General features: G+C 71.7%; 22 protein-coding genes. 9 read left to right on the top strand and 13 right to left on the bottom strand.

The window, feature by feature from the left end:
- The first annotated feature begins 13 nt into the window (after window positions 1–13).
- Window positions 14–691 (top strand): HAD family hydrolase, encoded by a 678-nt coding sequence (locus ABZU69_RS10485; protein ID WP_354964108.1) that lies wholly within the window; start codon window positions 14–16, stop codon window positions 689–691.
- Window positions 692–701: 10 nt separating this feature from the next.
- Here the strand turns inward: ABZU69_RS10485 and ABZU69_RS10480 are convergent, their stop codons facing one another.
- The gene (locus ABZU69_RS10480; RefSeq protein ID WP_354964107.1) at window positions 702–2,318 is read right to left on the bottom strand and encodes a hypothetical protein; all 1,617 of its coding nucleotides are present in this window, start codon (window positions 2,316–2,318) and stop codon (window positions 702–704) included.
- Window positions 2,311–2,886, bottom strand: a complete 576-nt coding sequence (locus ABZU69_RS10475; protein ID WP_354964106.1) for an IS607 family transposase — start codon at window positions 2,884–2,886, stop codon at window positions 2,311–2,313. Before ABZU69_RS10475 ends, ABZU69_RS10480 begins: the two co-directional genes overlap by 8 nt.
- Window positions 2,887–3,051: 165 nt before the next feature.
- Here ABZU69_RS10475 and ABZU69_RS10470 point away from each other — a divergent pair, with 165 nt between their 5' ends.
- A complete protein-coding gene (locus tag ABZU69_RS10470; protein WP_354964105.1) occupies window positions 3,052–4,341 on the top strand; it encodes a cation:proton antiporter in 1,290 nt (429 codons plus the stop codon).
- Between the two features lie 45 nt (window positions 4,342–4,386).
- Here ABZU69_RS10470 and ABZU69_RS10465 read toward each other — a convergent pair whose 3' ends face one another.
- The 3 genes from ABZU69_RS10465 to ABZU69_RS10455 all read right to left on the bottom strand — a co-directional run bounded on the left by ABZU69_RS10465 (window position 4,387) and on the right by ABZU69_RS10455 (window position 7,824).
- Window positions 4,387–5,343: an FAD-dependent oxidoreductase gene (locus ABZU69_RS10465; RefSeq protein ID WP_354964104.1), complete on the bottom strand. Its 957-nt coding sequence runs from the start codon at window positions 5,341–5,343 to the stop codon at window positions 4,387–4,389.
- 127 nt (window positions 5,344–5,470) lie between these two features.
- Window positions 5,471–5,971 (bottom strand): metallophosphoesterase, encoded by a 501-nt coding sequence (locus ABZU69_RS10460; protein ID WP_354964103.1) that lies wholly within the window; start codon window positions 5,969–5,971, stop codon window positions 5,471–5,473.
- Between the two features lie 23 nt (window positions 5,972–5,994).
- On the bottom strand, window positions 5,995–7,824 hold the full coding sequence (locus ABZU69_RS10455) for a glycoside hydrolase family 15 protein (protein WP_354964102.1): 1,830 nt from the start codon (window positions 7,822–7,824) through the stop codon (window positions 5,995–5,997).
- 122 nt (window positions 7,825–7,946) lie between these two features.
- Here ABZU69_RS10455 and ABZU69_RS10450 point away from each other — a divergent pair, with 122 nt between their 5' ends.
- Complete coding sequence (locus ABZU69_RS10450; RefSeq protein WP_354964101.1) at window positions 7,947–8,534, top strand: general stress protein; 588 nt, start codon at window positions 7,947–7,949, stop codon at window positions 8,532–8,534.
- Window positions 8,535–8,578: 44 nt separating this feature from the next.
- Here the strand turns inward: ABZU69_RS10450 and ABZU69_RS10445 are convergent, their stop codons facing one another.
- Together ABZU69_RS10445 and ABZU69_RS10440 are read right to left on the bottom strand one after the other, a co-directional pair.
- Window positions 8,579–9,166 (bottom strand): DUF1684 domain-containing protein, encoded by a 588-nt coding sequence (locus ABZU69_RS10445; RefSeq protein WP_354964100.1) that lies wholly within the window; start codon window positions 9,164–9,166, stop codon window positions 8,579–8,581.
- Window positions 9,167–9,194: 28 nt separating this feature from the next.
- On the bottom strand, window positions 9,195–9,791 hold the full coding sequence (locus ABZU69_RS10440) for a WHG domain-containing protein (protein WP_354964099.1): 597 nt from the start codon (window positions 9,789–9,791) through the stop codon (window positions 9,195–9,197).
- 60 nt (window positions 9,792–9,851) lie between these two features.
- Here ABZU69_RS10440 and ABZU69_RS10435 point away from each other — a divergent pair, with 60 nt between their 5' ends.
- A complete protein-coding gene (locus ABZU69_RS10435; RefSeq protein ID WP_354964098.1) occupies window positions 9,852–10,337 on the top strand; it encodes an FBP domain-containing protein in 486 nt (161 codons plus the stop codon).
- 19 nt (window positions 10,338–10,356) lie between these two features.
- Here ABZU69_RS10435 and ABZU69_RS10430 read toward each other — a convergent pair whose 3' ends face one another.
- Window positions 10,357–10,890: a GNAT family protein gene (locus ABZU69_RS10430; RefSeq protein WP_354964097.1), complete on the bottom strand. Its 534-nt coding sequence runs from the start codon at window positions 10,888–10,890 to the stop codon at window positions 10,357–10,359.
- Window positions 10,891–11,048: 158 nt separating this feature from the next.
- Here ABZU69_RS10430 and ABZU69_RS10425 point away from each other — a divergent pair, with 158 nt between their 5' ends.
- Both ABZU69_RS10425 and ABZU69_RS10420 read left to right on the top strand, forming a co-directional pair.
- Complete coding sequence (locus tag ABZU69_RS10425; protein WP_354964096.1) at window positions 11,049–11,531, top strand: MarR family transcriptional regulator; 483 nt, start codon at window positions 11,049–11,051, stop codon at window positions 11,529–11,531.
- A 9-nt stretch (window positions 11,532–11,540) separates the two neighbouring features.
- Window positions 11,541–12,527, top strand: coding sequence for a pirin family protein (locus tag ABZU69_RS10420; protein ID WP_354964095.1), 987 nt, complete (start codon window positions 11,541–11,543; stop codon window positions 12,525–12,527).
- Window positions 12,528–12,587: 60 nt separating this feature from the next.
- On the opposite strand, the gene ABZU69_RS10415 is transcribed toward ABZU69_RS10420, so the two are convergent.
- Complete coding sequence (locus ABZU69_RS10415) at window positions 12,588–12,716, bottom strand: hypothetical protein (protein WP_255787601.1); 129 nt, start codon at window positions 12,714–12,716, stop codon at window positions 12,588–12,590.
- Between the two features lie 119 nt (window positions 12,717–12,835).
- On the opposite strand from ABZU69_RS10415, the gene ABZU69_RS10410 reads away from it, so the two are divergent.
- Complete coding sequence (locus tag ABZU69_RS10410) at window positions 12,836–14,425, top strand: phospholipase D-like domain-containing protein (protein WP_354964094.1); 1,590 nt, start codon at window positions 12,836–12,838, stop codon at window positions 14,423–14,425.
- On the opposite strand, the gene ABZU69_RS10405 is transcribed toward ABZU69_RS10410, so the two are convergent.
- The gene (locus ABZU69_RS10405; protein WP_354964093.1) at window positions 14,374–15,102 is read right to left on the bottom strand and encodes a hypothetical protein; all 729 of its coding nucleotides are present in this window, start codon (window positions 15,100–15,102) and stop codon (window positions 14,374–14,376) included. The genes ABZU69_RS10410 and ABZU69_RS10405 overlap by 52 nt on opposite strands.
- A gap of 411 nt (window positions 15,103–15,513) precedes the next feature.
- Between ABZU69_RS10405 and ABZU69_RS10400 the strand changes: the two genes are divergently transcribed.
- Window positions 15,514–16,335, top strand: coding sequence for a SigB/SigF/SigG family RNA polymerase sigma factor (locus ABZU69_RS10400; protein ID WP_354964092.1), 822 nt, complete (start codon window positions 15,514–15,516; stop codon window positions 16,333–16,335).
- A 119-nt stretch (window positions 16,336–16,454) separates the two neighbouring features.
- Here the strand turns inward: ABZU69_RS10400 and ABZU69_RS10395 are convergent, their stop codons facing one another.
- The 3 genes from ABZU69_RS10395 to ABZU69_RS10385 are packed head-to-tail and all read right to left on the bottom strand — an operon-like array spanning window position 16,455 to window position 19,252.
- Complete coding sequence (locus ABZU69_RS10395) at window positions 16,455–17,045, bottom strand: GNAT family N-acetyltransferase (protein ID WP_354964091.1); 591 nt, start codon at window positions 17,043–17,045, stop codon at window positions 16,455–16,457.
- The gene (locus ABZU69_RS10390) at window positions 17,042–18,565 is read right to left on the bottom strand and encodes an APC family permease (protein ID WP_354964090.1); all 1,524 of its coding nucleotides are present in this window, start codon (window positions 18,563–18,565) and stop codon (window positions 17,042–17,044) included. The genes ABZU69_RS10395 and ABZU69_RS10390 overlap by 4 nt, the downstream gene beginning before the upstream one ends.
- Before the next feature lie 45 nt (window positions 18,566–18,610).
- The gene (locus ABZU69_RS10385) at window positions 18,611–19,252 is read right to left on the bottom strand and encodes a GPP34 family phosphoprotein (RefSeq protein WP_354964089.1); all 642 of its coding nucleotides are present in this window, start codon (window positions 19,250–19,252) and stop codon (window positions 18,611–18,613) included.
- A 169-nt stretch (window positions 19,253–19,421) separates the two neighbouring features.
- Here ABZU69_RS10385 and ABZU69_RS10380 point away from each other — a divergent pair, with 169 nt between their 5' ends.
- Window positions 19,422–20,246, top strand: a complete 825-nt coding sequence (locus tag ABZU69_RS10380; protein ID WP_354964330.1) for a helix-turn-helix transcriptional regulator — start codon at window positions 19,422–19,424, stop codon at window positions 20,244–20,246.
- Window positions 20,247–20,274: the final 28 nt, after the last annotated feature.

Here is a 20,274-nt window from a genome sequence, read left to right as displayed (position 1 = left end):
TAGGAGGACGCCCATGCGCACCGACCGACCCGCCGGGGTCCTCTTCGACGTCGATGGCACGCTCGTCGACACCAACTATCTGCACACCGTGAGCTGGTGGGAGGCGCTGCGCCAGTCCGACCAGCCGGTGCCGATGGCGACCGTGCACCGGTCGATCGGGATGGGTTCGGACAAGCTCCTCGACCACCTGCTCGGCCCGGAGCGGGACCGCGACGCCGACGCGAAGCTGCGCGACGCGCACGACACCCTGTACGCCGAGTACTGGGAACGGCTGACGCCGCTGCCCGGGGCGGCGGACCTGCTGCGGGCCTGCGCCGAGCGGGGTCTGCGGGTGGTGCTGGCCACCTCCGCCGCGGAACACGAGGTCAGCGCGCTGCGCCGCGCGCTGAACGCCGACGACGTGGTCGACACGGTCACCTCGTCGGCGGACGCCCAGCAGAGCAAACCGGCCCCGGACATCCTGGTCGCCGCGCTTCAGCAGTCCGAGTTGGCCGCCGAGCGGTTGGTCTTCGTCGGCGACTCCGTCTGGGACGTCGCGGCGGCCGGCAAGCTGGACATCCCGTGCGTCGGGTTGACCTGCGGCGGCACCAGCCGGGGCGAGCTGGCCGGCGCCGGCGCGGTGGCGGTGTACGACGACCCGGCCGCGCTGCTGGCCACGTTGGACGATTCGCCGGTCACCCGCCCGCGCTGAGGAACCGTTCCTAGGGACTGAGCACGAGTTGCGTGTTTTCAGCCGCGTGTCCCGAACGGTGTTGGGCACGCTGGTCTCCCGCGTTCGCCCCGTATCCGGCGCGCACGGATCGTGTCCGCGGTCCGAAGTTACGGGGGCGGGTTCCCTCGCGCTCAGGGTCACCCGGTCCGGCCTGGACGGTCCGATGCCCCTGCCCATCACTCTGGTGAGCTGGGGGCGGTGCCGTCCGACGCCGGATCGGGTGACCCTGGGCGCGTCGTCCGATCGCCACGGCGGCGGCGTCGTGGCGAGTTGCGGTGCGGGTTCTGCTGGTTAGGGGCTTCTGCCAGTGCTGGGCGCCCCACTTGGAGGTGTATGCGGGGTCGACCGCGACGATCGCAATGCCGGGCGCCTCGGCCATCGACGTGAGCCGGGCGCGCAGCTTACTGACAGGCATCCCGGATATGAGACTGCGGAACCGTTTGCGGCGGCCGTGCTTCTCCCGGGTCTTCTCCGCTTCGAAGTTCAGGTCCTCGATGGCGACAGCTTTCACGCCGCAGACCTTCACCCAGTTCAGCAGCCGAGTCAGGGCGTGACGCAGCTGGGCGTCACGGTGCTCGGCGGTGCCGGACAGGTCGTAGTGGAACCGGCGTGGGTTGCCGACTGGATTGCCGTGAACGTCGAGCCGCCAGGCGGCGATGTGATCGGCATTGGTATCCACCCCGATCGCGCCGTCGGCGAGGGCGGCCTGCAGCGGGACCGTCTTGGTGGGCGCGTACTGCCAGGACGCGGTGATGTACCAGCGTCCGCGCCGCGCGTCGTGGTGGATACGGTAGGCGACCGCCCGGTTGGTCTCGATACGGTCGACCCACTCCTGGCCCCGATGTGGGAACCGCGCCTTCGCCGCGAGGACATACCGGCCGTGGGGGGCGTTCGCCAGTCCGGCCAGCGGTGCGGGCAGTCTGATCGACGCTTCGCCGCCGGGGGTGACGCGGATCGTCTCGTTGCCGTACCGCTTACCCGACTCCCCGTCGGCCTGAAGGAACCAGCGCTGCGCTTCCCAGCGGTCGCGCCACTGCGCCCCGGTCAGTCCAGCCTGGGCCAGGTTGTGGCGGTTGCGGGCGAGCCGCTTCCCGCCGCGCATCACATGCACGACCCCGGCCTCACGGTCGGCCCGCTCCCGCTCCAGCCGCTCCATCAGCACGTGCAGACGGCGACTCTTGGCGAACCACTCCTGCCGACTGCGGTAGCCGCCCGGTACGCCCTTGGTGCCGCGCTGGCCGACCGGCAGGGACAGCCGATGTCGAATCATCGCGACCCCAGCTTCGAGGTTACCGATGTGTACTAGCTGGCACCTGCGGGCCAGCGCCCACTGGTCGTGCGTGGCCTTGGTGATCGCCCCTGCCCACCGGGCCGACGAGCCAGGCGTCAGGTCGCGCTTACGCGCCGCCCACGCGTGCGTGGAGTGCTCCAGCCGGTCGGCACACCGAACCTTGAGGTCCTTCGCCGCGAGCGAGCCCAGGTGTGCACCCACCAGGCGCAGGATCTCCTCGTCTCGCGCCGTGAGACCTTTGAGGCGGTCGCGGATGGCGACCCCGGTCGGGCCGAGGGCGACGAACGGCTCGTCGATCGAGCGGAGGTCAGCCATGTTCGGCGGCCTCCAGCGCCTTCCTGGCCCGATTGCGGGCCGACCTGCGCCCGTACAGGCGAGCACAAAACGACGTCAGCACCTCAACCATGTCGCGGACCAGGTCGTTATCGACCTCGCCCTCGTCCAGCACCACCAGCCGGCGACCGTGGGCGGCCAGCGCGGCCTCGACCAGTTCGACGTTCATGCGACCCAGCCGGTCCTTATGTTCAACCACGACAGTGCTCACGTCCGGGTCGGCCAGCAGACGCCGGGCCTTCGACCGGGCGCCGTTCATGCCCGAGCCGATCTCGGACTCCACACGCACCACCCGGTGGCCGGCCTTGGCCGCCCACCCCGACAGTCGGGCAACCTGGCGCTCCAGATCGGTCTTCTGATCGTGGGACGAGACCCGGGCGTACAGACCCAGGCCACCCGTGGAGGCCGGCGCGCTGTTGGCGTCCACATTCACCAAAATCATGCGGGGGCCAACCCGCTGAGCCGGGACCGGCAAGGTGCCCTGACGGAACCAGCGATACGCCGTGTGGGGACTGATCCCCTGCGCACGTGCCCACTCCGTCAGATTCACAGGAGCATCATACGCAACTATAGTCACCCCGTGCACACTCATGCACGCTCGGCGGCCAACAGGTCGCGACCCTCCTGTTCGGCTCGTCGCGGAGGCTTACCCGTACGACTCGCGGGGCATGGTGTGTCACCACCTGCCCGCAACCCGTGGTCGGAGGGTGGCACGGTGGAGCCGGTAGACGTGGCGTTCGCGCTGGTGGGCCTGGGCGCCCTGCTCGCAGGGATCCTGCCCCGGGTGCTGGAGCGGCGGCCGCTGTCCATGCCGATCGCCTTCCTCGCCCTGGGGATGCTGGTCTTCCTGCTGCCGGTCGGACTGCCCACACCGGACCCGCTGGCCCACCCCGAGCTGACCACCCACCTGACCGAGATCGGGGTGATCGTCGCCCTGATGGGCGCCGGGCTCAAGATCGACCGACCGTTGAGCTGGGCGAAGTGGTCGTCCACGTGGCGCCTGCTGGTCATCGCGATGCCGCTGTGCATCGCGGCGGTGGCGCTGCTCGGCTGGTGGTGGGCCGGGCTGGTGCCGGCCGGCGCGCTGCTGCTGGGCGCCGCCCTGGCCCCGACCGACCCGGTGCTCGCGGCCGACGTGCAGGTCGGCGAGCCGACCGACGTGGAGGACTCCGAGGATGAGGTCCGTTTCGCGTTGACCTCCGAGGCGGGCCTCAACGACGGGCTGGCGTTCCCGTTCGTCTACGCGGCCATCGCCATCGCCTCGACCAGCCTCGCGCCGCGGGACTGGCTGGTCGACTGGTTCACCGTCGATGTGCTCTGGAAGGTCGGCGTCGGGGTCGGCGGCGGCCTGCTCATCGGTTGGTTGCTCGGCAAGCTGTTCTTCCGGGCGCCCAGCCATCTGCGGCTGGCCCGGCACGCCGAGGGTTTCCTGGCGTTGGCCGCCACCTTCCTGGCGTACGGGCTGGTGGAGGTGGTCGGCGGGTACGGGTTCCTGGCGGTGTTCGTGGCCGCCCGCGCGATCCGGGCCGCCGAGCGGACCCACGAGTTCCACTCGGTGCTGCACGACTTCGCGGAGCAGATCGAACGGCTGCTCACCCTGGTGCTGCTGCTGCTGCTCGGCGGCGCCATCGTCGGGGGCCTGCTCGCTCCGCTGACCTGGCCGGCTGCGGCCGTCGGGGTGGCGCTGGTGTTCTTGGTCCGACCGCTGGTCGGCTGGTTGTCGCTGCGGGGCGCGCCGGGCCGGCCGGCCGAGCATTGGGTCATCTCGTTGTTCGGCATCCGCGGTGTGGGCTCGTTCTACTACCTGGCGTACGCGACCACGAAGGCGGACTTCCCGCAGGCGGAGCTGCTCTGGGCCACGGTCGGGCTGGTGGTGCTCGTCTCCGTGGTGGTGCACGGCGTCGCGGCGACCCCGGTCATGCAGTTGCTGGACCGTAAGGGCGCACGGACCAGCGACCCGGCCGAACGAGGCGTGCCCGCCCAGCGCGTCGCCGGCCACGCCTGAGCCCCGGCCCATCGGAAACCGGCGGCCAGCCGGCGGTCGGCGTCCTCAGCTGAGGCGGGCCGCCAGGGCACGGCCGAGGTCCCGACCGGAGCGCCAGGCGCTCTGCACCCGGGGCTTGCCGAACGCGTCGCCGGCCAGGCCGATCCCGTCGGCGTCCAGGTGATGGGTGCCGCCCCCGGCGGTGGTGGGCTTCGCGTACGTCCATCGGTGCACGTGCACGTCGGCCGCCACCTCGGGCAACCCCAGCAGGTCCCGGACCGCATGCTCGATCACCGGGCCGGCTCCGGTGGGCTGGGCGAGGTGCCCGGCGGCGAACTCCGGCACGGTGTGCGCGACCAGCACCGGGGCGCCGTCGCCCCGCCGGTCGCCGTCGTCGCAGACCAGGCTGAGCACCGGGTGGTCGTTGACGAACGCGCCCCGGAAGTCCGGCCAGCGCCGGGTCGGGAAGCGCAGCACCGCGGCCAGCGAGGGCGACCAGCGCTGCGCCTGCGCGACGCGGGTGGCGTCGGCCAGGGCCGGGTCGAGCAGCAGGGCGGCCTGCGGGCCCGGCATGGCCAGGGCGACCGCCGCGCACGGCTGCCCGTCCACGACCGGCCCGGGTTCCACGGTGAGCACCAACCGGTCGACGGTCACCGGCACCGCGCCGGCCAGGTGTTCGACCAGTGAACGCAGTCCGCGCGGCGCGGCGAAGCGCATCGGCCCGGGCACGTCGCGGCGCCCGTCCTGGTCGTACGCCTGGAAGGTGTCGGTCCATTCGCGGACCAGGCCGGCGGCGCGCCACTGCTCGACCAGCGCGGCGAAGTCGGGGTCGCTGGCGGTGAAGTAGGCGGCGCCGATGTCGGCGGGGCGGCCGTCGAAGCGTTTGCTGGCCATCCGGCCGCCGCGGACGTGCCCCCGCTCCCGGACCTGCACCGGCACCCCGGCCGCGGCCAGCTCCACGGCGCAGGCCACCCCGGCGATGCCCGCTCCGACCACCACCACACCTGACCGGTCCACGCTCATCGGGTGATCGTAGGTGCCGGCGGACGCGCCGAGCAGGCATGAACGCGCGAAGATCCGGGTATTGGCACGCTTGTTCGAAGAGAGGGTGATGACGCTGACGGACCGCAGCAACCAAGCGCGACCGGGGTCAGCGGCGGGGCAGCCGGTGCAGCTCGACCCGGGTCAGGCGGCCGGCGTCCACCTCGGCCGTGAGATAGGTGGCGTGGGGCTGGGCGCGGCGGTCGGTGGGTGAGCCGGGGTTGAGCAGGCGTAGGCCACCGGGGGCTTCGGTGTCCCAGGGGATGTGCGAATGCCCGAAGAGGAGCAAATCGACGTCGGGGAAGCGGGCCGCGCAGCGCTGCTCGCGGCCGGCCCGGGGGCCGGTCTCGTGCACCACGGCCACCCGCAGGCCGTCGAGGTCAGCCCGGGCCACCTCCGGCAGCCGGGCGCGCAGCGCCGGGCCGTCGTTGTTGCCGTACACCCCGATCAGCCGACGGGAGCGCGCGGTCATCGCGTCGAGCAGCGACTCGTCCACCCAGTCGCCGGCGTGCAGCACCACGTCCGCCGCCTCGATCGCCTGCCAGAGCGGCCCGGGCAGATCCCGGGCCCGCTTCGGTAGGTGGGTGTCCGCCGTGAGCACCAGCCGCATCCCGGCATTGTCCCCCAGCCCGCTCAGGACCGCGTCGGGGTGAAGTGCGGCGGTGGCACGCCGCGATGCCGCAGCGCCGGGTCCCGTTCGACGTCCGTGAGCTGACCGGCGGCGTTGATCAGGCCGATGTGCGAGAACGCCTGGGGGAAGTTGCCCATCTGCTCGCCGGTCAGCGGGTCGATCTGCTCGGCGAACAGGCCGAGGTCGTTGACCCGCCCGGCCAGCCGGCGGAACAACCCGTGCGCCCGGTCCAGTTCCCCTCCCATCGCCAGGCAGCCCACCAGCCAGAACGAGCAGATGACGAAGCCCGCCGGGTCGCCGTCCCAGCGTCGCAGCAGGCCGTCGTGGGACAACCGCCGCTCCACCGCTCGGACCGTCGCGCGCATCCGTGGGTCGTCGGCCGCCAGGAAACCCACCAGTGGCATCACCAGCACCGAGGCGTCCAGGTCGTCGGATCCGAAACTCCCGCTGTACGCACCGAGCCGGTCGCTCCACCCCTGCTCCAGTACCGTCGCGCGCACCTCGTCGCGGGCGGCCGCCCAGCGTTCCACGTCCTCCGGTCCACCGAGCTCGTCACCGAAGCGGACCGCGCGGTCCAGCGCGACCCAGCACTGCACCTTCGAGGACACGTGGTGGTGTTCGATCCCGCGCTCCTCCCACATGCCCGCGTCCGGTTTCCGCCAGTCCACCACGGCCTGGTCGGCGAGCACCCGCAGCACGTTGCGCACGTCCGGCTCCATCGGCTCCAACTTGTCGCGCATCAGCCAGGCGGCGTCCAGCGCCTCGCCGAAGATGTCGGTCTGCCGCTGCCGCCACGCGTCGTTGCCGATGAGCACCGGCGGGCTGCCGCGGTACCCGGCGAGGTGCTCCAGGCGGTGCTCGGTGAGGTCCCGCTCCCCCTGCACCCCGTACATGATCGGCACCGGTTCGTCGCCGATCCGGCCCATCGCCCGGCTCACCCAGGAGAACTGCCGCTGCACCTCGTGGAAGCAGGCCGAGCGCCACAGCGCCCGCAGGGTGAGACTGAAGTCGCGCACCCAGACGTAGCGGTAGTCGTAGTTCCGGTTTCCGCCGAGCTTCTCCGGCAGCGAGGTGGTCGCCGCGGCCACCACGGCTCCGCTGGGCCGGTACGTCATGCCCTGCACCACCAGCGCGCTGCGTCGCACCTGTTCGGAGTAACACCCCCGGTATTCGTGCTGTTCGACCCAGGACCGCCACCCGGCGGCCGTGTCGGTGATCGTCCGATCGGCGTCCGGCACCTCCGGCGCCGGCGCGTCGTAGGTCGGGGCGTACCCGAGCGTGAAGTTGTGGATCGAACCGGCGCGGGCGGTGAAGGTGCCGGTGGCCTCGCCCTCGCCACAGCACAGCGGCACACTTCCCCGCAGGGTGAGCCGCGCCGCCCCGGCGACGGCATCCAGCATGCCGCCCCGCTCCACGAGGAACGCGGTGGTCCGCCCGTACTCGAAGCGTGGCCGGTAGTGCACCCGCATCGGGACCTCGCCGGAGAGGCCCCGCACGCTGCGGACCAGCACCTGCGGCGAGCGCATCCCGATGTCGTGGCCGCGCGCCCCGGGCTCGAAGGCGAGCGCGTCGGTCAGCGCCACCTCCCCCTGCCCGGTGCGGAAGACGGTCCGCAGCACCAGGGTGTCGTCGAGGTAGCAGCGATCGACGCTGAAATCGCCCTCCGGCCGGATCGACCAGTGCCCGGCGTCGTCGTCGAGCAGTCGCCCGAACACCGACGGCGCGTCGAACCGGCCCGGGCACCACCAGTTCACCGAGCCCGAGCGGTCCACCAGCGCCGCGCTGCGGCCGTCGGCGAGGAAGCCGTGGTCGCTGATCTGTCCGCTCCGCACCCGGTTACCTACCCGGGGCATCCAGGCGCATTCCTGGCGGGCGGCACGGCATCCACCCTGGTTGCTGGCGTTACCGGCCGGCGCGGGCGGGAACCCGGACGACTTGACGAGGGAGGATGCTCATGACGTCAGCTTCGGGGCCGGCCGCCGCGTGGCGGCCCGGCACACAGGGTGGCGATCTGCTGCCGTCCGGCCCGGCCGGCCGTCCGTCGGCACCGTCCGGTGACGGGCACGGACCGGAGACCGGCCCGCCCACCGTGACGATCGGCTCGTATCCGGACTATCCGGCCGCACAGCGGGTGGTCGACTATCTCGCCGACAACCGCTTCCCGGTGGAGCACAGTGCGATCGTCGGGACCAACCTCACGCTGGTGGAGACGGTGCTCGGGCGGATGACCACCGGTCGGTCCGCCCTGCTCGGCGCCGGCACCGGCGCCTGGTTCGGGCTCTTCATCGGCCTGCTGTTCGGCATCTTCACCGTGGGCAACTGGCTGGCGGTGATCCTGGTCGGGCTGGTCATCGGCGCGATCTGGGGTGCGGTGTTCGGCGCGGTCGCGCACGCGATGACCGGCGGGCAGCGGGACTTCACCTCGGCCAGTTCGCTCCGCGCCGGCCAGTACGCGGTGATCGTCGACGCGCAACTCGCCGACCAGGCCCGGCAGCTGCTGGGTCGGATGCAGATGTCCGGTTCGGCGACGGACGCCGGCTGAGAGCGGTTCGAACGGCCGTCCCGGCAGCACGCCGGGGCGGCCGTTCAGTCGTGGTACGCCAGCTCGCCGGCCCGCAGCGGCACGTCGAGCCGGTTCTCGGGCGGCGCCAACGGACACGCCCAGCGGTCGTCGTACGCGCAGCTCGGGTTGTAGAGATAGTTGGCGTCCAGCCGGACCCGGTCGCCGGGCAGCAGCTCGACGCCCCGGCCGAAGGTGCCCTTCACCGTGTCGGTGAGGTACCGACCTCCGCCGTAGGTGTCCTGTCCGCAGGTCCCGTCGCGCAGCGGCACGAACAGCCCGCCCCCGTACGCCTCGATCCACCACAGGGTCAGCGGCCCCCACGACGTCTGCGCGACCGCGACCCGCCGGTACGCGACCACCCCGTCCGGGCCGCCGGTGTCGATCCGCAGCTCGCCGCTGGCCGGGCGCAGGGGTGCTTCCACCACGGCGGCCGGGTTGGGCGGAAAGTAGCGCACTCCGGTGAAGCCGGGTCGCTCCGCCGCCGGGATCGGGCTCTGCGGGTGGGTGGCGAAGAGCTGATCACGGCCGGCGCGGAACCCGGCCAGGTCGACGTCGGACAGGTACAGCCGGGCTATCCGTTCCCGCCAGTCGGCCAGCTCCAGTTCGTCCACGCCGTCGAGCCTAGGCGGTCGCCGTCCGTCACCGAGCGGTCTCCGCACCGGTGCTCCCCGTGAACGGCCAGTTGCTGAGGACCGCGTCGAGAGCGTCCAGCGTTCGAGCCCAGGAGGCGTCCGTCGTCCGGCGGGTGTGCCGGAAGCCGCCGGTCTTCTCCAGGCTCACGAATCCGTGGAACGTGCTGTGCATCATCCGTACCGCGTCGGTCTGGTCGGGTTCGGAGAGCCGGTAGCCACGCAGGATCGCTCGCGTCATCTCCGCGTGCCGGACGCCGGCGCTCGCGGCGGCCGTCTCCGGGTCGAGGTCGATCTGCATCGCGGCGTACCGGCCCGGGTGCCGCGTCGCGTAGTCCCGGTACGCGTTGGCGAAGGCCACCAACGCGTCCTTGCCCGCGCGGCCGGCGAGGGCGGCGGCGACCCGGTCGGCAAGTTCCGCGAGCGCCAGCAGCGCCACCCTTACCCGCAGGTCGTGTGCGTTCCTGATGTGGAAGTACAGGCTCGCGTCCTTGACGCCGAAGCGCCGGGCGAGCGCGGCGACGGTCACGTTCTCCATGCCGATCTCGTCGGCCAGCTCGGCCGCGGCCAGGGTCAGACGCTCGGCGGTCACCCCCGCACGTGCCATGCCGCACACTCCCAACCTAGTCGTGTTATTTGCTTGCCTAGGAGAGCTAGGCTACTACCTATGCTAGCGATAACTGAGCGCGCCATCCGCGCGTCCTTCGTCAACTGCACCCAGGGCGAGGCGAAGCGGCTGGCCGTACCGAACGATCTCGAAGTGCGACCGTGGGACGACCTCGACTTCTTCGGGTGGCGGGACGGCGCCGCCCCGCAGCGGGCCTACCTGGTCGCCGAGTCCGACAGCGGGTTGGTCGGGGTGGCGTTGCGGGTGGCCCCGCACACCGGGCGCGCCCGGCGCAGCATGTGCTCGCTGTGCCTGACCACGCACACCGGGTACGGCGTCGCGCTGATGACGGCCCGCGGAGCAGGCCGGGACGGGCGGCAGGGCAACTCCGTCGGCGTTTACATCTGCTCCGACCTGGCCTGCTCGTACTACCTGCGGGGCAAGAAGGACGCCGGGCGCCGCCTGGACGAGACGATCACCCTGGAGGAGAAGATCGACCGCACGACGACCACCCTCGGCGCGTTCCTGCGGAGGGTGATCGAGTGAGCCGCCGTCCACCGAGGGCCTATCGGTCGGTGGACAGGCGGGCGTGCAGGTGCTCGTCGTGGCGGCGGCCGTCGCCGTACCGGTACGACTCGCGCAGCGTCCCTTCCGCGAGGTAGCCGGCCCGGTGGGCGACCCGGCAGGACGCCTGGTTGGCCACCGCGTGGCACAGCTCCACCCGGTGCAGCCCGAGGTCGGCGAACGCCCAGTCGGTGAGCCGGACGACCGCCCGCACCGCCACCCCGCGCCCGCGCGCCGCCGGCACCGTCCAGTAGCCGATGGACGCGTCGCCGTGGTGGATGTGGTACACGGACACCGAGCCCAGCAGTTCCCCGCCGACCGCGGCCGTTACCGCCATCGAGGCGTGGTCGCCGCCGGACCAGTCGGCCCGGTGGCGTACCCACGACAGGGCGGCCTCGTCGTCGATCGGGCCGCCGCGGTGTGGGTTCCATTGGGCGATGGCCGGGTCGCGCAGGGCGTCGCGCACCGAGGGGGCGTCCGCGTCCCGCCACGGGCGCAGCAACAGGTCGGCGGCGGTGAGCTCCACGTGTTCCACGAGGGCGGAGTCTGGCACATCACCCGCCGGCTCCACCGCCGGACCACCGACGACTCCTTTCAAAGCTGTACGAGCGCTGTACCAGGGCGGCGTGGACGTGATCCAGACGACGCTCAAGGGCACTAGTTAAATTTTGAATGAGTGCTATCGTCGTGGACGTGACAGAGAGCCTGGACAGCACCCGAGAGGCCGCCTGGCGCGCCTACATCGAGGCCAGCCAGCGCCTCTACACCCAGCTGGAAGACGACCTTCGGGCCGACAGCGATCTCAGCTTCGCCGACTACCACGTGCTGGTCCTGCTCTCCGAGGCACCGGGGCAGCGGCTGCGGATGGGTGAGCTGGCCGGCCGACTCGTCTTCTCACCCAGCCGGTTGACGTACCAGATCTCCTCAATGCAACGCCGCGGCCTGGTCAGCAAGGAGCCCTGCCCGGACGACCGACGGGGCAGCGAGGCGGTGCTCACCGCCGCCGGGCTGCTCGCTCTACGGGAAGCCGCGCCGCACCATCTGGCGTCGGTGCGCACCCACCTGATGGACGACCTCGACGACGCCGAGGTCGCCTGCCTCACCCGGGTCTTCGGCCGGCTCGGCGACCGCCTACGGGCGGCCCGGGCCACGTCGACCACCCACGCCACGAACTAGGAGCCTTCGATGCCCGCGATCACCGTTGAGAACGTCCTCGTCCTGCCCCGCCTGCCGCAGCTCGACGAGTCCGCCAAGATCCGCCCGGTCCGCACGGTGACCACCGCGCCCAGCGGCTTCGAGGGCGAGGGCTTCCCGGTCCGCCGGGCCTTCGCGGGGGTGCCGACGACCGACCTGGACCCGTTCATCCACCTCGACCAGATGGGTGAGGTGGACTACGCGCCGGGCGAGCCGAAGGGCACCCCCTGGCACCCGCACCGTGGCTTCGAGACCGTCACCTACATCATCGACGGCGTCTTCGACCACCAGGACTCGCACGGTGGCGGCGGCACCATCACCGACGGCGACACCCAGTGGATGACCGCCGGCAGTGGACTGCTGCACATCGAGGCCCCGCCGGAGCACCTCGTGATGAGCGGTGGGCTCTTCCACGGCACCCAACTCTGGGTCAACCTGCCCCGCGCGGCCAAAATGAACCCGCCGCGCTACCAGGACATCCGGGGCCGGGAGTCGGCGCTGCTCACGACAGCCGACGGCGGTGCGCTGATCCGGGTCATCGCCGGTGAGGTGGCCGGGCACCGCGGCCCGGGCTCCACCTTCACCCCGATCACCATCACGCACGTCACCGTGCAGCCGGGAGCGCAGGTCGACCTGCCGTGGCAGCCGGAGTTCAACGCCCTGGTGTACGTGCTCGGCGGGCGCGGCACCGTCGGCGCCGACCGTCGGCCGGTACGGACCGGGCAGCTCGCGGTGCACGGTCCGGGCGACGCGCTGCGCTTCAGCGCGGACACCACGCAGGACAGCAACACCCCTGCACTGGACCTCTACATCATGGGTGGCCAGCCGATCCGGGAGCCGGTGGCACAGTACGGCCCGTTCGTGATGAACACCCGGGACGAGCTGGTCCAGGCGTTCGAGGACTACCAGGCCGGTCGGCTCGGCGTGATTCCCACCGAGCGGCTGCCGCACACCGGCGGCCAGGGCGCCCGGCCCTGACCACGTCAACCGCTGAGATCGGCGCCGGCGCCCCCGTACACCCGGGGCGCCGGCGCCGCCTCAGGAGACGGCGAAAATCCCAGCCACGCCGAGAATCACCATGAGCAACACCGCTACCAACGCCCCCCGTTCGCTCTCCACCGCCGGCTCGCGGTACTCGGTCACGGGGTTCGTCGTCTCGCGGGGCATGGTGTGGCCTCCTCGGTTGTTGTCGCGTCGGCCAGGTCGCCGGTCTGCCGGCCCTGGCGTGCGGACCCGGGTCGGGGGTCCTACGGTGAGGACGTTGCCGACCTCCGGGGGGCTGGACGTTGCCGTTGCAGGACTGGTTCCTCACCGCGCAGGAACGGGCCAACCCAATCTCTGGGTTACCCGTCTGGGCCAGCGGAAACCTCGCCGAGCCACTAATTCACGGTGCGGCGTACTTCGACCGGCTGGTCGACGAGGTGGAGGCGCTGACGGCCGGCGACCACCTCTTCTTCACCGACTGGCGGGGCGATCCGGACCAGCGGCTACGCCCGGACGGCCCGACCGTGGCCCAGCTCTTCGCCCAGGCCGCGCAGCGCGGGGTGGTGGTCAAGGGGCTGATCTGGCGCTCGCACCTCGACGCGCTGGCCTACAGCGAAGCGGAGAACCGCGACCTCAGCGAGGTGATCTCCGCGGCCGGTGGGGAGGTGCTGCTCGACCAGCGGGTCCGCCGTGGCGGCTCGCACCACCAGAAGCTGGTGGTGCTGCGGCATCCGAGCGCCCCGGAACGGGACATCGCGTTCGCCGGCGGAATCGACCTGTGCCACAGCCGGCGGGACGACGCCGGGCACCACGGCGACCCGCAGCCGGTGCGGATGTCTCCCCGGTACGGCCCCAACCCGCCCTGGCACGACGTGCAGCTCGCGGTGCGCGGCCCGGTGGTCGGTGCACTGGACACCGTGTTCCGGGAGCGCTGGACCGACCCGATGCCGCTGGACTCGGAGAACCCGACGGCCTACCTGCGGGACCGACTGCGCGGCGCGGACCTGCGCCCCGACCCGCTGCCCGAGCAGCCGGCCGACCCGCAGCCCTGCGGTCCGCACCAGATCCAGGTGCTGCGCACCTACCCCGCCGTCCGACCGCGCTACTCCTTCGCGCCGCACGGCGAACGGTCCGTGGCCCGGGGCTACACCAAGGCGGTACGCCGTGCCCGCCGGCTCATCTACCTGGAGGACCAGTACCTCTGGTCGAGCGAGGTGGCGGACCTGTTCGCGCACGCCCTGCGTGACAACCCGGAGCTGCACCTGATCGCCGTGGTGCCCCGGCACCCGGACGTGGACGGCAGGCTCGCGCTGCCACCGAACACGGTCGGCCGTGAGCAGGCGTTGTCGCTGTGCGAGCGGGCAGCGCCGGACCGGGTGCACGTGTTCGACGTGGAGAACCACGCCGGCGACCCGGTCTACGTGCACGCGAAGATCTGCGTGGTCGACGACGTCTGGGCCAGCGTGGGCAGCGACAACTTCAACCGCCGCTCGTGGACGCACGACAGCGAGTTGTCCTGTGCGGTGCTCGACGACACCCGCGACCAGCGGGAGCCCACCGACCCGGCCGGGCAGGGCGACGGGGCACGGGTCTTCGCCCGGGAGTTGCGGCTGCGGCTCTGGCGCGAACACCTGGACCGCGACCCGGGCGGCGCGGACGACGCCGACCTGCTGGACCCCACCGACGCCGTCGCGGCCGTCACGGCCGCTGCCGACGCGCTGCAACGGTGGTACGACGGCGGCCAGGTGGGCACCCGTCCTCCCGGCCGGTTACGCCCGCATCGTCCCGATCGACTTCCCTGGTACACCCGCATTTGGGCGTTGCCGGTGTACCGGCTGGTCTACGACCCGGACGGCAGGCCGCTGCGGGCCAGGTTGGCCGGCACATGGTGAGCCGGCCGGGCCGTCGCCGGTGGCGGGCCGCTCGCGCCCGGATACACGCTCAGCCCGCCGGGGTAGGCGAACGAGGAGCGTGGCGAGTAGTAGCCGAAGCCGATGGTCAGCGGGTTGGCCGGCCGTAGCGCGTACATCGGGTGGCCGGGCTCCAGGAACTCGACCGACTCGATCTCGAACGGTGCGACCGGCTCCGCCACGAACGGGTAGACGGCGCTGAGCAGTTGACCGTCGCGGCGGGTGAAGTAGCGGTGGTGCCCGCTGTTGATCACATGGCCGGTCTCGCCGACCTGGCAGCGGGCCCGGATCAGCGGCGCCCCGTCGGCCTCGGTCACCGAGACCAGGTGGCCGCCGCGCACCTCGATACTGGTGCGGCCGGTGATCGCCGGGGCGCCGCGCGCGGCGGCGTATTCCCGGACCGTGCGGCTGGATGCCACGTAGTGGGTCCACCAGCCGCCGGGGCTGAGGCCGCCGGGGGCGTCCACGCCGGTCAGCGAGACGCCGAGGTAGGTCAGCGAGTAGGCGCCGAAGCCGGAGGTCTGCGTCTCGTCGTCGACGATGTACTGGTTGAGGAACACCTGCCGGTCCGGGCGGGGCCGCAGGCCGGCCGGGACCAGAGCGGCCACCGCGTCCGGATCCGCCGGCAACCAGCTGAAGTAGAGCGTGCGACTGTTCACGACTAGCTGGGGAGCGGCTGGATCGAGCACGGTGCCTCCGAACCGGGTATGTAGAGGCGACGTTACGGCCAGTCCCACCGGCGGGACAACGACGGATAGTAGACACCTCGGCCCAGATGTCGGATTTTATGTTGACCGCTCGGCCGGCTGCCGTGGGCCGACCGGTCAGGCCGGCGCGGGGTGGCCGGGCGGCCGAGCAATGGGTGCCGCAACCCGCAAGAGACCTCACAACAGCCAAAGCAGCCACCCATTTTGTATGTTTTACGACCTGAAACGGCTTAAGTACATCAGCCTTTCGGCTAGATTTTGGGGAGACGATCAGGTTAAGGTGAGTCCCGAACGGCCCATACGAAGCTAAACCAAAGCGTCACGTCTTTTTGTCCGCGGACGAGGTGCAGGGAGGACCACCCAATGACCGCGCCAACGATCAGCGAGCAGCCGAGTGCCACCGCCAAGAGCGTGAAGCTCGACCCGCGGACGCTCACCGACAGCGCCACGGATCTGCTCAACGCCATGGCCGCACTGCCGACCACCCACCCGTCGCGCGCCGCGCTGCGGGACCGGGCGATCGAGGCCTGGCTGCCGCTGGCCAACCACCTCGCCCACCGCTACAGCGGGCGGGGCGAGCCCACCGACGATCTGGCACAGACCGCCGCGGTCGGCCTGATCAAGGCCATCGACAAGTTCGACCCGTCCCGCGGCGTCGACTTCGCCGGGTACGCCATCCCCACGATCATCGGCGAGCTCAAGCGGCACTTCCGCGACCGCACCTGGGACATCCGGGTGCCCCGCCGGCTCCAGGAGCTGCGGCTGTCCATCTCCGACGCCAACAGCTCACTCCTGCAGACCCTCGGCCGCTCGCCGACGGTCGCCGACATCGCCACCCACCTCGGGCTCACCGAGGAAGAGGTGCTGGAGGGTCTGGAAGGCGCCCGGGCATACAACGCGGTGTCGCTGTCCACCCCGACCGGCGACGGCGAGCGCGCCACCGAGCTGGGCGACATGCTCGGCGGCGAGGACGCGGAGTTCGAGCTGGCTGAGCTGCGGGTCGCCCTGGGCCCGGCGCTAGCCACGCTCGACGAGCGGGAGCAGAAGATCCTCACCCTGCGGTTCTACGGCAACCTGACGCAGTCGCAGATCGCCGAGCAGATCGGCGTCTCGCAGATGCACGTCTCCCGGCTGCTGGCCCGGGCGCTCACCAAGCTGCGCGGCCAGCTCGACGGCACGTACTAAGCGGTTCCGATCGAGGGCCGGGTCCGCGGACCCGGCCCTCGATCGCGCGTACGAACTGTCACGCGAGCATTACAGCACGTCAGCTCTGCGCACCGGGCGGCAGCGCCCGGCCGGTCCCGTCAGCGGCTCACCGGCTCCCGCCACATCGGCCAGAACGGCGTGCCATCGGGCACCCGGAACGGCTCGCCGGCCCGGTAGGCGTGCTGCGCGTACAGGTCCCGACTACGCGGGCTGCTCGCCTCCAGGTAACCGGGCATCCCGTTGGCGTCCAGCCAGGCGTGGTGGTGCTCCAGCAGCGCGGTGCCCAGCCCCTGCCCCTGCCGGTCCGGCTGGACCGCCAGGAAGGCCAGATGGTGGTGGTCCGGATGCGGGTGGTTCGCCGCGAACAACTCGTCGAGATGCTCGAACCGGTCGGTCCACTCACCGCAGGCGGCGGCGAGCCGGGCGTCGTAGTCGGGCGGCGGCGGAGCCGAGTCGCCGACCGAGGGGAACCAGACCGCGACCGCGGCCCGGTCCGCGCTGGCATACACCAGACCGTGCCGCATCGCGTGCTCGACCAGGATCTCGAAGTTCCCGGCCAGCACGGCCTCCCGCTTGCTCGCGTCCGGCACCAGCCAGCGGGTCACCTCCAGGACGGTGAACGCCTGCGCGGTCCGGCCGGCCACCAGCGCGGTGTCTTCGGGACCGAGCCGCTCGATGGCCACGCTCATCGCGGCGCCTCCGAGCCGGCCGGTGCCGGCGACTGCTCCACCGGCTGCACGGCGGCCGCGGCGCTCTCCGCGCCGAGGCCGATCCGGGCGTACGTGTCCGGACGGCTGCCGCGCAGCACCAGCGCCCAGCCGACGCCCAACGCGGCCGCCACCGGGTACACCGCGGGCAGCGCCCAGCGCAGGGAGGAGTCCGGCGCGACGCCGAGCAGGTTGGCGAAGTTCGACACGGCCAGCCAGATGATCACAAAGAGCGCGATGGTGGCCAGCCCGGGTGCGATGACCCGCCGCCAGAACGTCTCCCCGCCACCGGAGCGGAGGAAGTAGGCGATCACGGCCACCGAGGTGGTGGCGATCAGCAGCAGCACACCGAACCCGCCGGTGGTGCCGCCCCAGAAGAACAGCTTGACCACCGGGTCCCAGCCGTTGACCGCGTACAGCAGGATGACCAGCAGGCCGAGGACGCTCTGCGCCAGCGAGGCGGCCCGCGGCGCGCCGCTGCGCGGCGAGGTCTGCCCGAACACCGCCGGCAGCACCCGCTCCCGGCCGAGCGCGAAGGTGTAGCGGGCCGTGGTGTTGTGGAACGAGATCATCGCGGCCAGCACCGAGGTCAGGAAGAGCGCCTGGCCGATGGTGACCGCGGTGTCGCCGAGCTGCGCACCGGCCAGGTTGAAGATCAGCCCGACGCTCTGCTCACCGGCCTCGGCCACGATCCGGTCCGGTCCGACGGCGACCGTCATGGTCCAGGAGGAGAGCGCGTACAGCCCGGCGATGATCGCGACCGAGAGGTACGTCGCCAGCGGCACCGTGCGCTTCGGGTCCTTGCTCTCCTCGCTGAAGACCACCGCGGACTCGAAGCCGACGAAGCCGAGGATGGCCAGCACCAGCACCGCGCCCAATCCGGGCACGAAGAGGTTGTCCGGCGACAACGCGGCGAAGCTGACCTGGCCGTCGGCCGGGTTGCCCAGCTGCCCCAGGTCGAAGATCAGGATCACCACGATCTCGGCGACCAGCAGCGCCGCCAGCACCAGGCCGTTGATGTCCACCCGGAGCAGGCCGAGCAGGCCGACCAGCGCCCACGCCACCAGGGCGACGATCGACCAGTGCGGGTGCCCACCGAAGATCCGGTCGAGCACCGGCTCGGCGGCGACGCCGATGGTGCCGTAGAGCCCGACCTGAAGCGCGTTGTACGCGATCAGCGCCACCCAGGCGGCGCCCACGCCGGCCGGCCGGCCCAGGCCACGGGAGATGTAGGCGTAGAAGGCGCCGGCGTTCTCCACCCGGCGGGACATCGCCACGTAGCCCACCGAGAACAGGGCGAGCACCGCGGCGACCACCAGGAAGGCCAGCGGGATGCCGGTCACCCCGATGACGCCGTAGCCGGTGGTGACGACACCGGCCACCACCGTCAGTGGCGCCGCGGCGGAGAGCACGAAGAAGATCACCGAGGGGACGCCGAGGCGGCCTCGGGCAAGGGCTTCGGAAACGTTGCTGGGTCGGTCGACTGTCGATGTCGGGGGCATACGACTACTCCGGTTGTCGAGGGGAGGGTGGGGGTTACCGGGGAATCATGGGACGCCACGAAGCACGGCGGCGCCGACCGCAGCCTCGGTGTGCCCGACGAGTTCCTTCAGGGGCGCCGGCAGCGCGGGGAGGAGGACGTTCAGCCGGTGGTGGGCACGGGGGCCGGCGCTCCACAGCACCTCACGGGTCAGCCCGGCGGCCACCACCAGGCCGAGCAGCAGGGCGTCCGGCACGCTCGGCGGGTCCGGCCGGTCCAGCAGGGCCCGCAGCCGGGTGGCCGGCCAGGCCACCGCGTTGAGGTCGACCGGCAGGTAGCTGACCGAGGTGCGCAGCAGCCGGCGGCTCTCCTGGCGGCGCAGCATGCCGGCCCGGGCCAGCCGCTCCCCCACCGAGGTCGTCGCGCTCTGCGCCAGGAAGCTGAGCCAGGTACGCACCGCCTGGTGCTGGGACTCGCCGATCAACTGGTCGAGCACGGTGTGCGCCAGCGCGTCGCCCGGCGGGCGCCGGTCGATGACGGTGACGTGCCCGCCGGAGACGGTGATGTGTCCATACAGGATCAGCTCGCCGAGCAGCCCGCCGGCCAGGCCGAGCCCGGTCGCGGCCGGGTGGAGTTTTGCCTTGCCGCGACTGTCGTTGTGAGCGATCAGGAAAAACTCGTCGGCGATGAGCAAACGGTCCTCCCGCACGGGTGTGTCCACAGTGATCGCGACCGGCAAAGGATGCACCGACAGCTACCGCAATGCAACTCCCAGATTTGAAAGTTGCACTCCGTGCAGGTCCGACCTGCGGATCTTGTCGTGACAGACTCGGAGGGTGACCGCCACCCCCGCCGTCCCACTCGCCGCCAGCCCGACCGTGCGCCGTCGACGCATCGCCCGGGAGCTGCGCCAGCTCCGCGAACGCGCGGGCATGACCCTCGATGTGGCGGCCCGCCAGCTCGACATGTCCAAGAGCAACCTCTCCCGGATCGAGACCGCGCAGATCGGCATCAAGCCGCGCGACGTCCGAGCGGCGCTCGCGCTCTACCAGGTGACCGGAGCCGACGCCGAGGCGCTGATCGAGATCGCCCGGAGCGCACAGCAGCGGGGCTGGTGGCAGAACTACAGCGACGTGCTGCCCGAGTGGTTCGAGTTCTACGTCGGGCTGGAGGCCGAGGCGGCGGCGCTGCGCACGTACGAGGCCGAGTCCGTGCCGGGGCTGTTGCAGACCGAGGCGTACGCCCGGGAGATCTACCGGCGCACCGCGGGCGAGGACGGCGTGGAGCGCAAGGTGGCGGCACGGCTGCACCGGCAGGAGGTGCTGCGCCGCGACGACCCGGTCCAGTTGTCGGTGGTGCTCAATGAGGCGGTGCTCCTGCGCCCGGTCGGCGGCAACGCCGTGATGGCCGAACAGGTGGTCCACATGACCCGGATCGCGCAACTACCGAACGTGACAATCCAGGTACTTCCATTCGCGGCCGGCGGGCATCCCGCGATGAGCACCCCGTACGTGATCCTCAACTTCGCCGACGCCGCCGACGCGTCCGTAGTTTACCTGGATAACCTCACGATGGGCCTGGCGCTGGAGGATGCCGACCAGGTGCTCGGGTATAGCCTGCTGCATGAGGAGCTGTGCCGCTTGGCGCTCGATCCGGCGGCGTCGCTGACCCGTCTTGAGCAGGCTTCTCGTAACTTTGCGTGACCGCGTCTGCGGCACGCCGACGCAGACG

The sequence above is a fragment of the Micromonospora sp. NPDC005206 genome (assembly GCF_040608175.1).
Lineage (GTDB): Bacteria > Actinomycetota > Actinomycetes > Mycobacteriales > Micromonosporaceae > Micromonospora.
The sequence above is the reverse complement of the archived record's forward strand: the minus strand, read 5'-3'. Positions and strand labels throughout refer to the sequence as shown.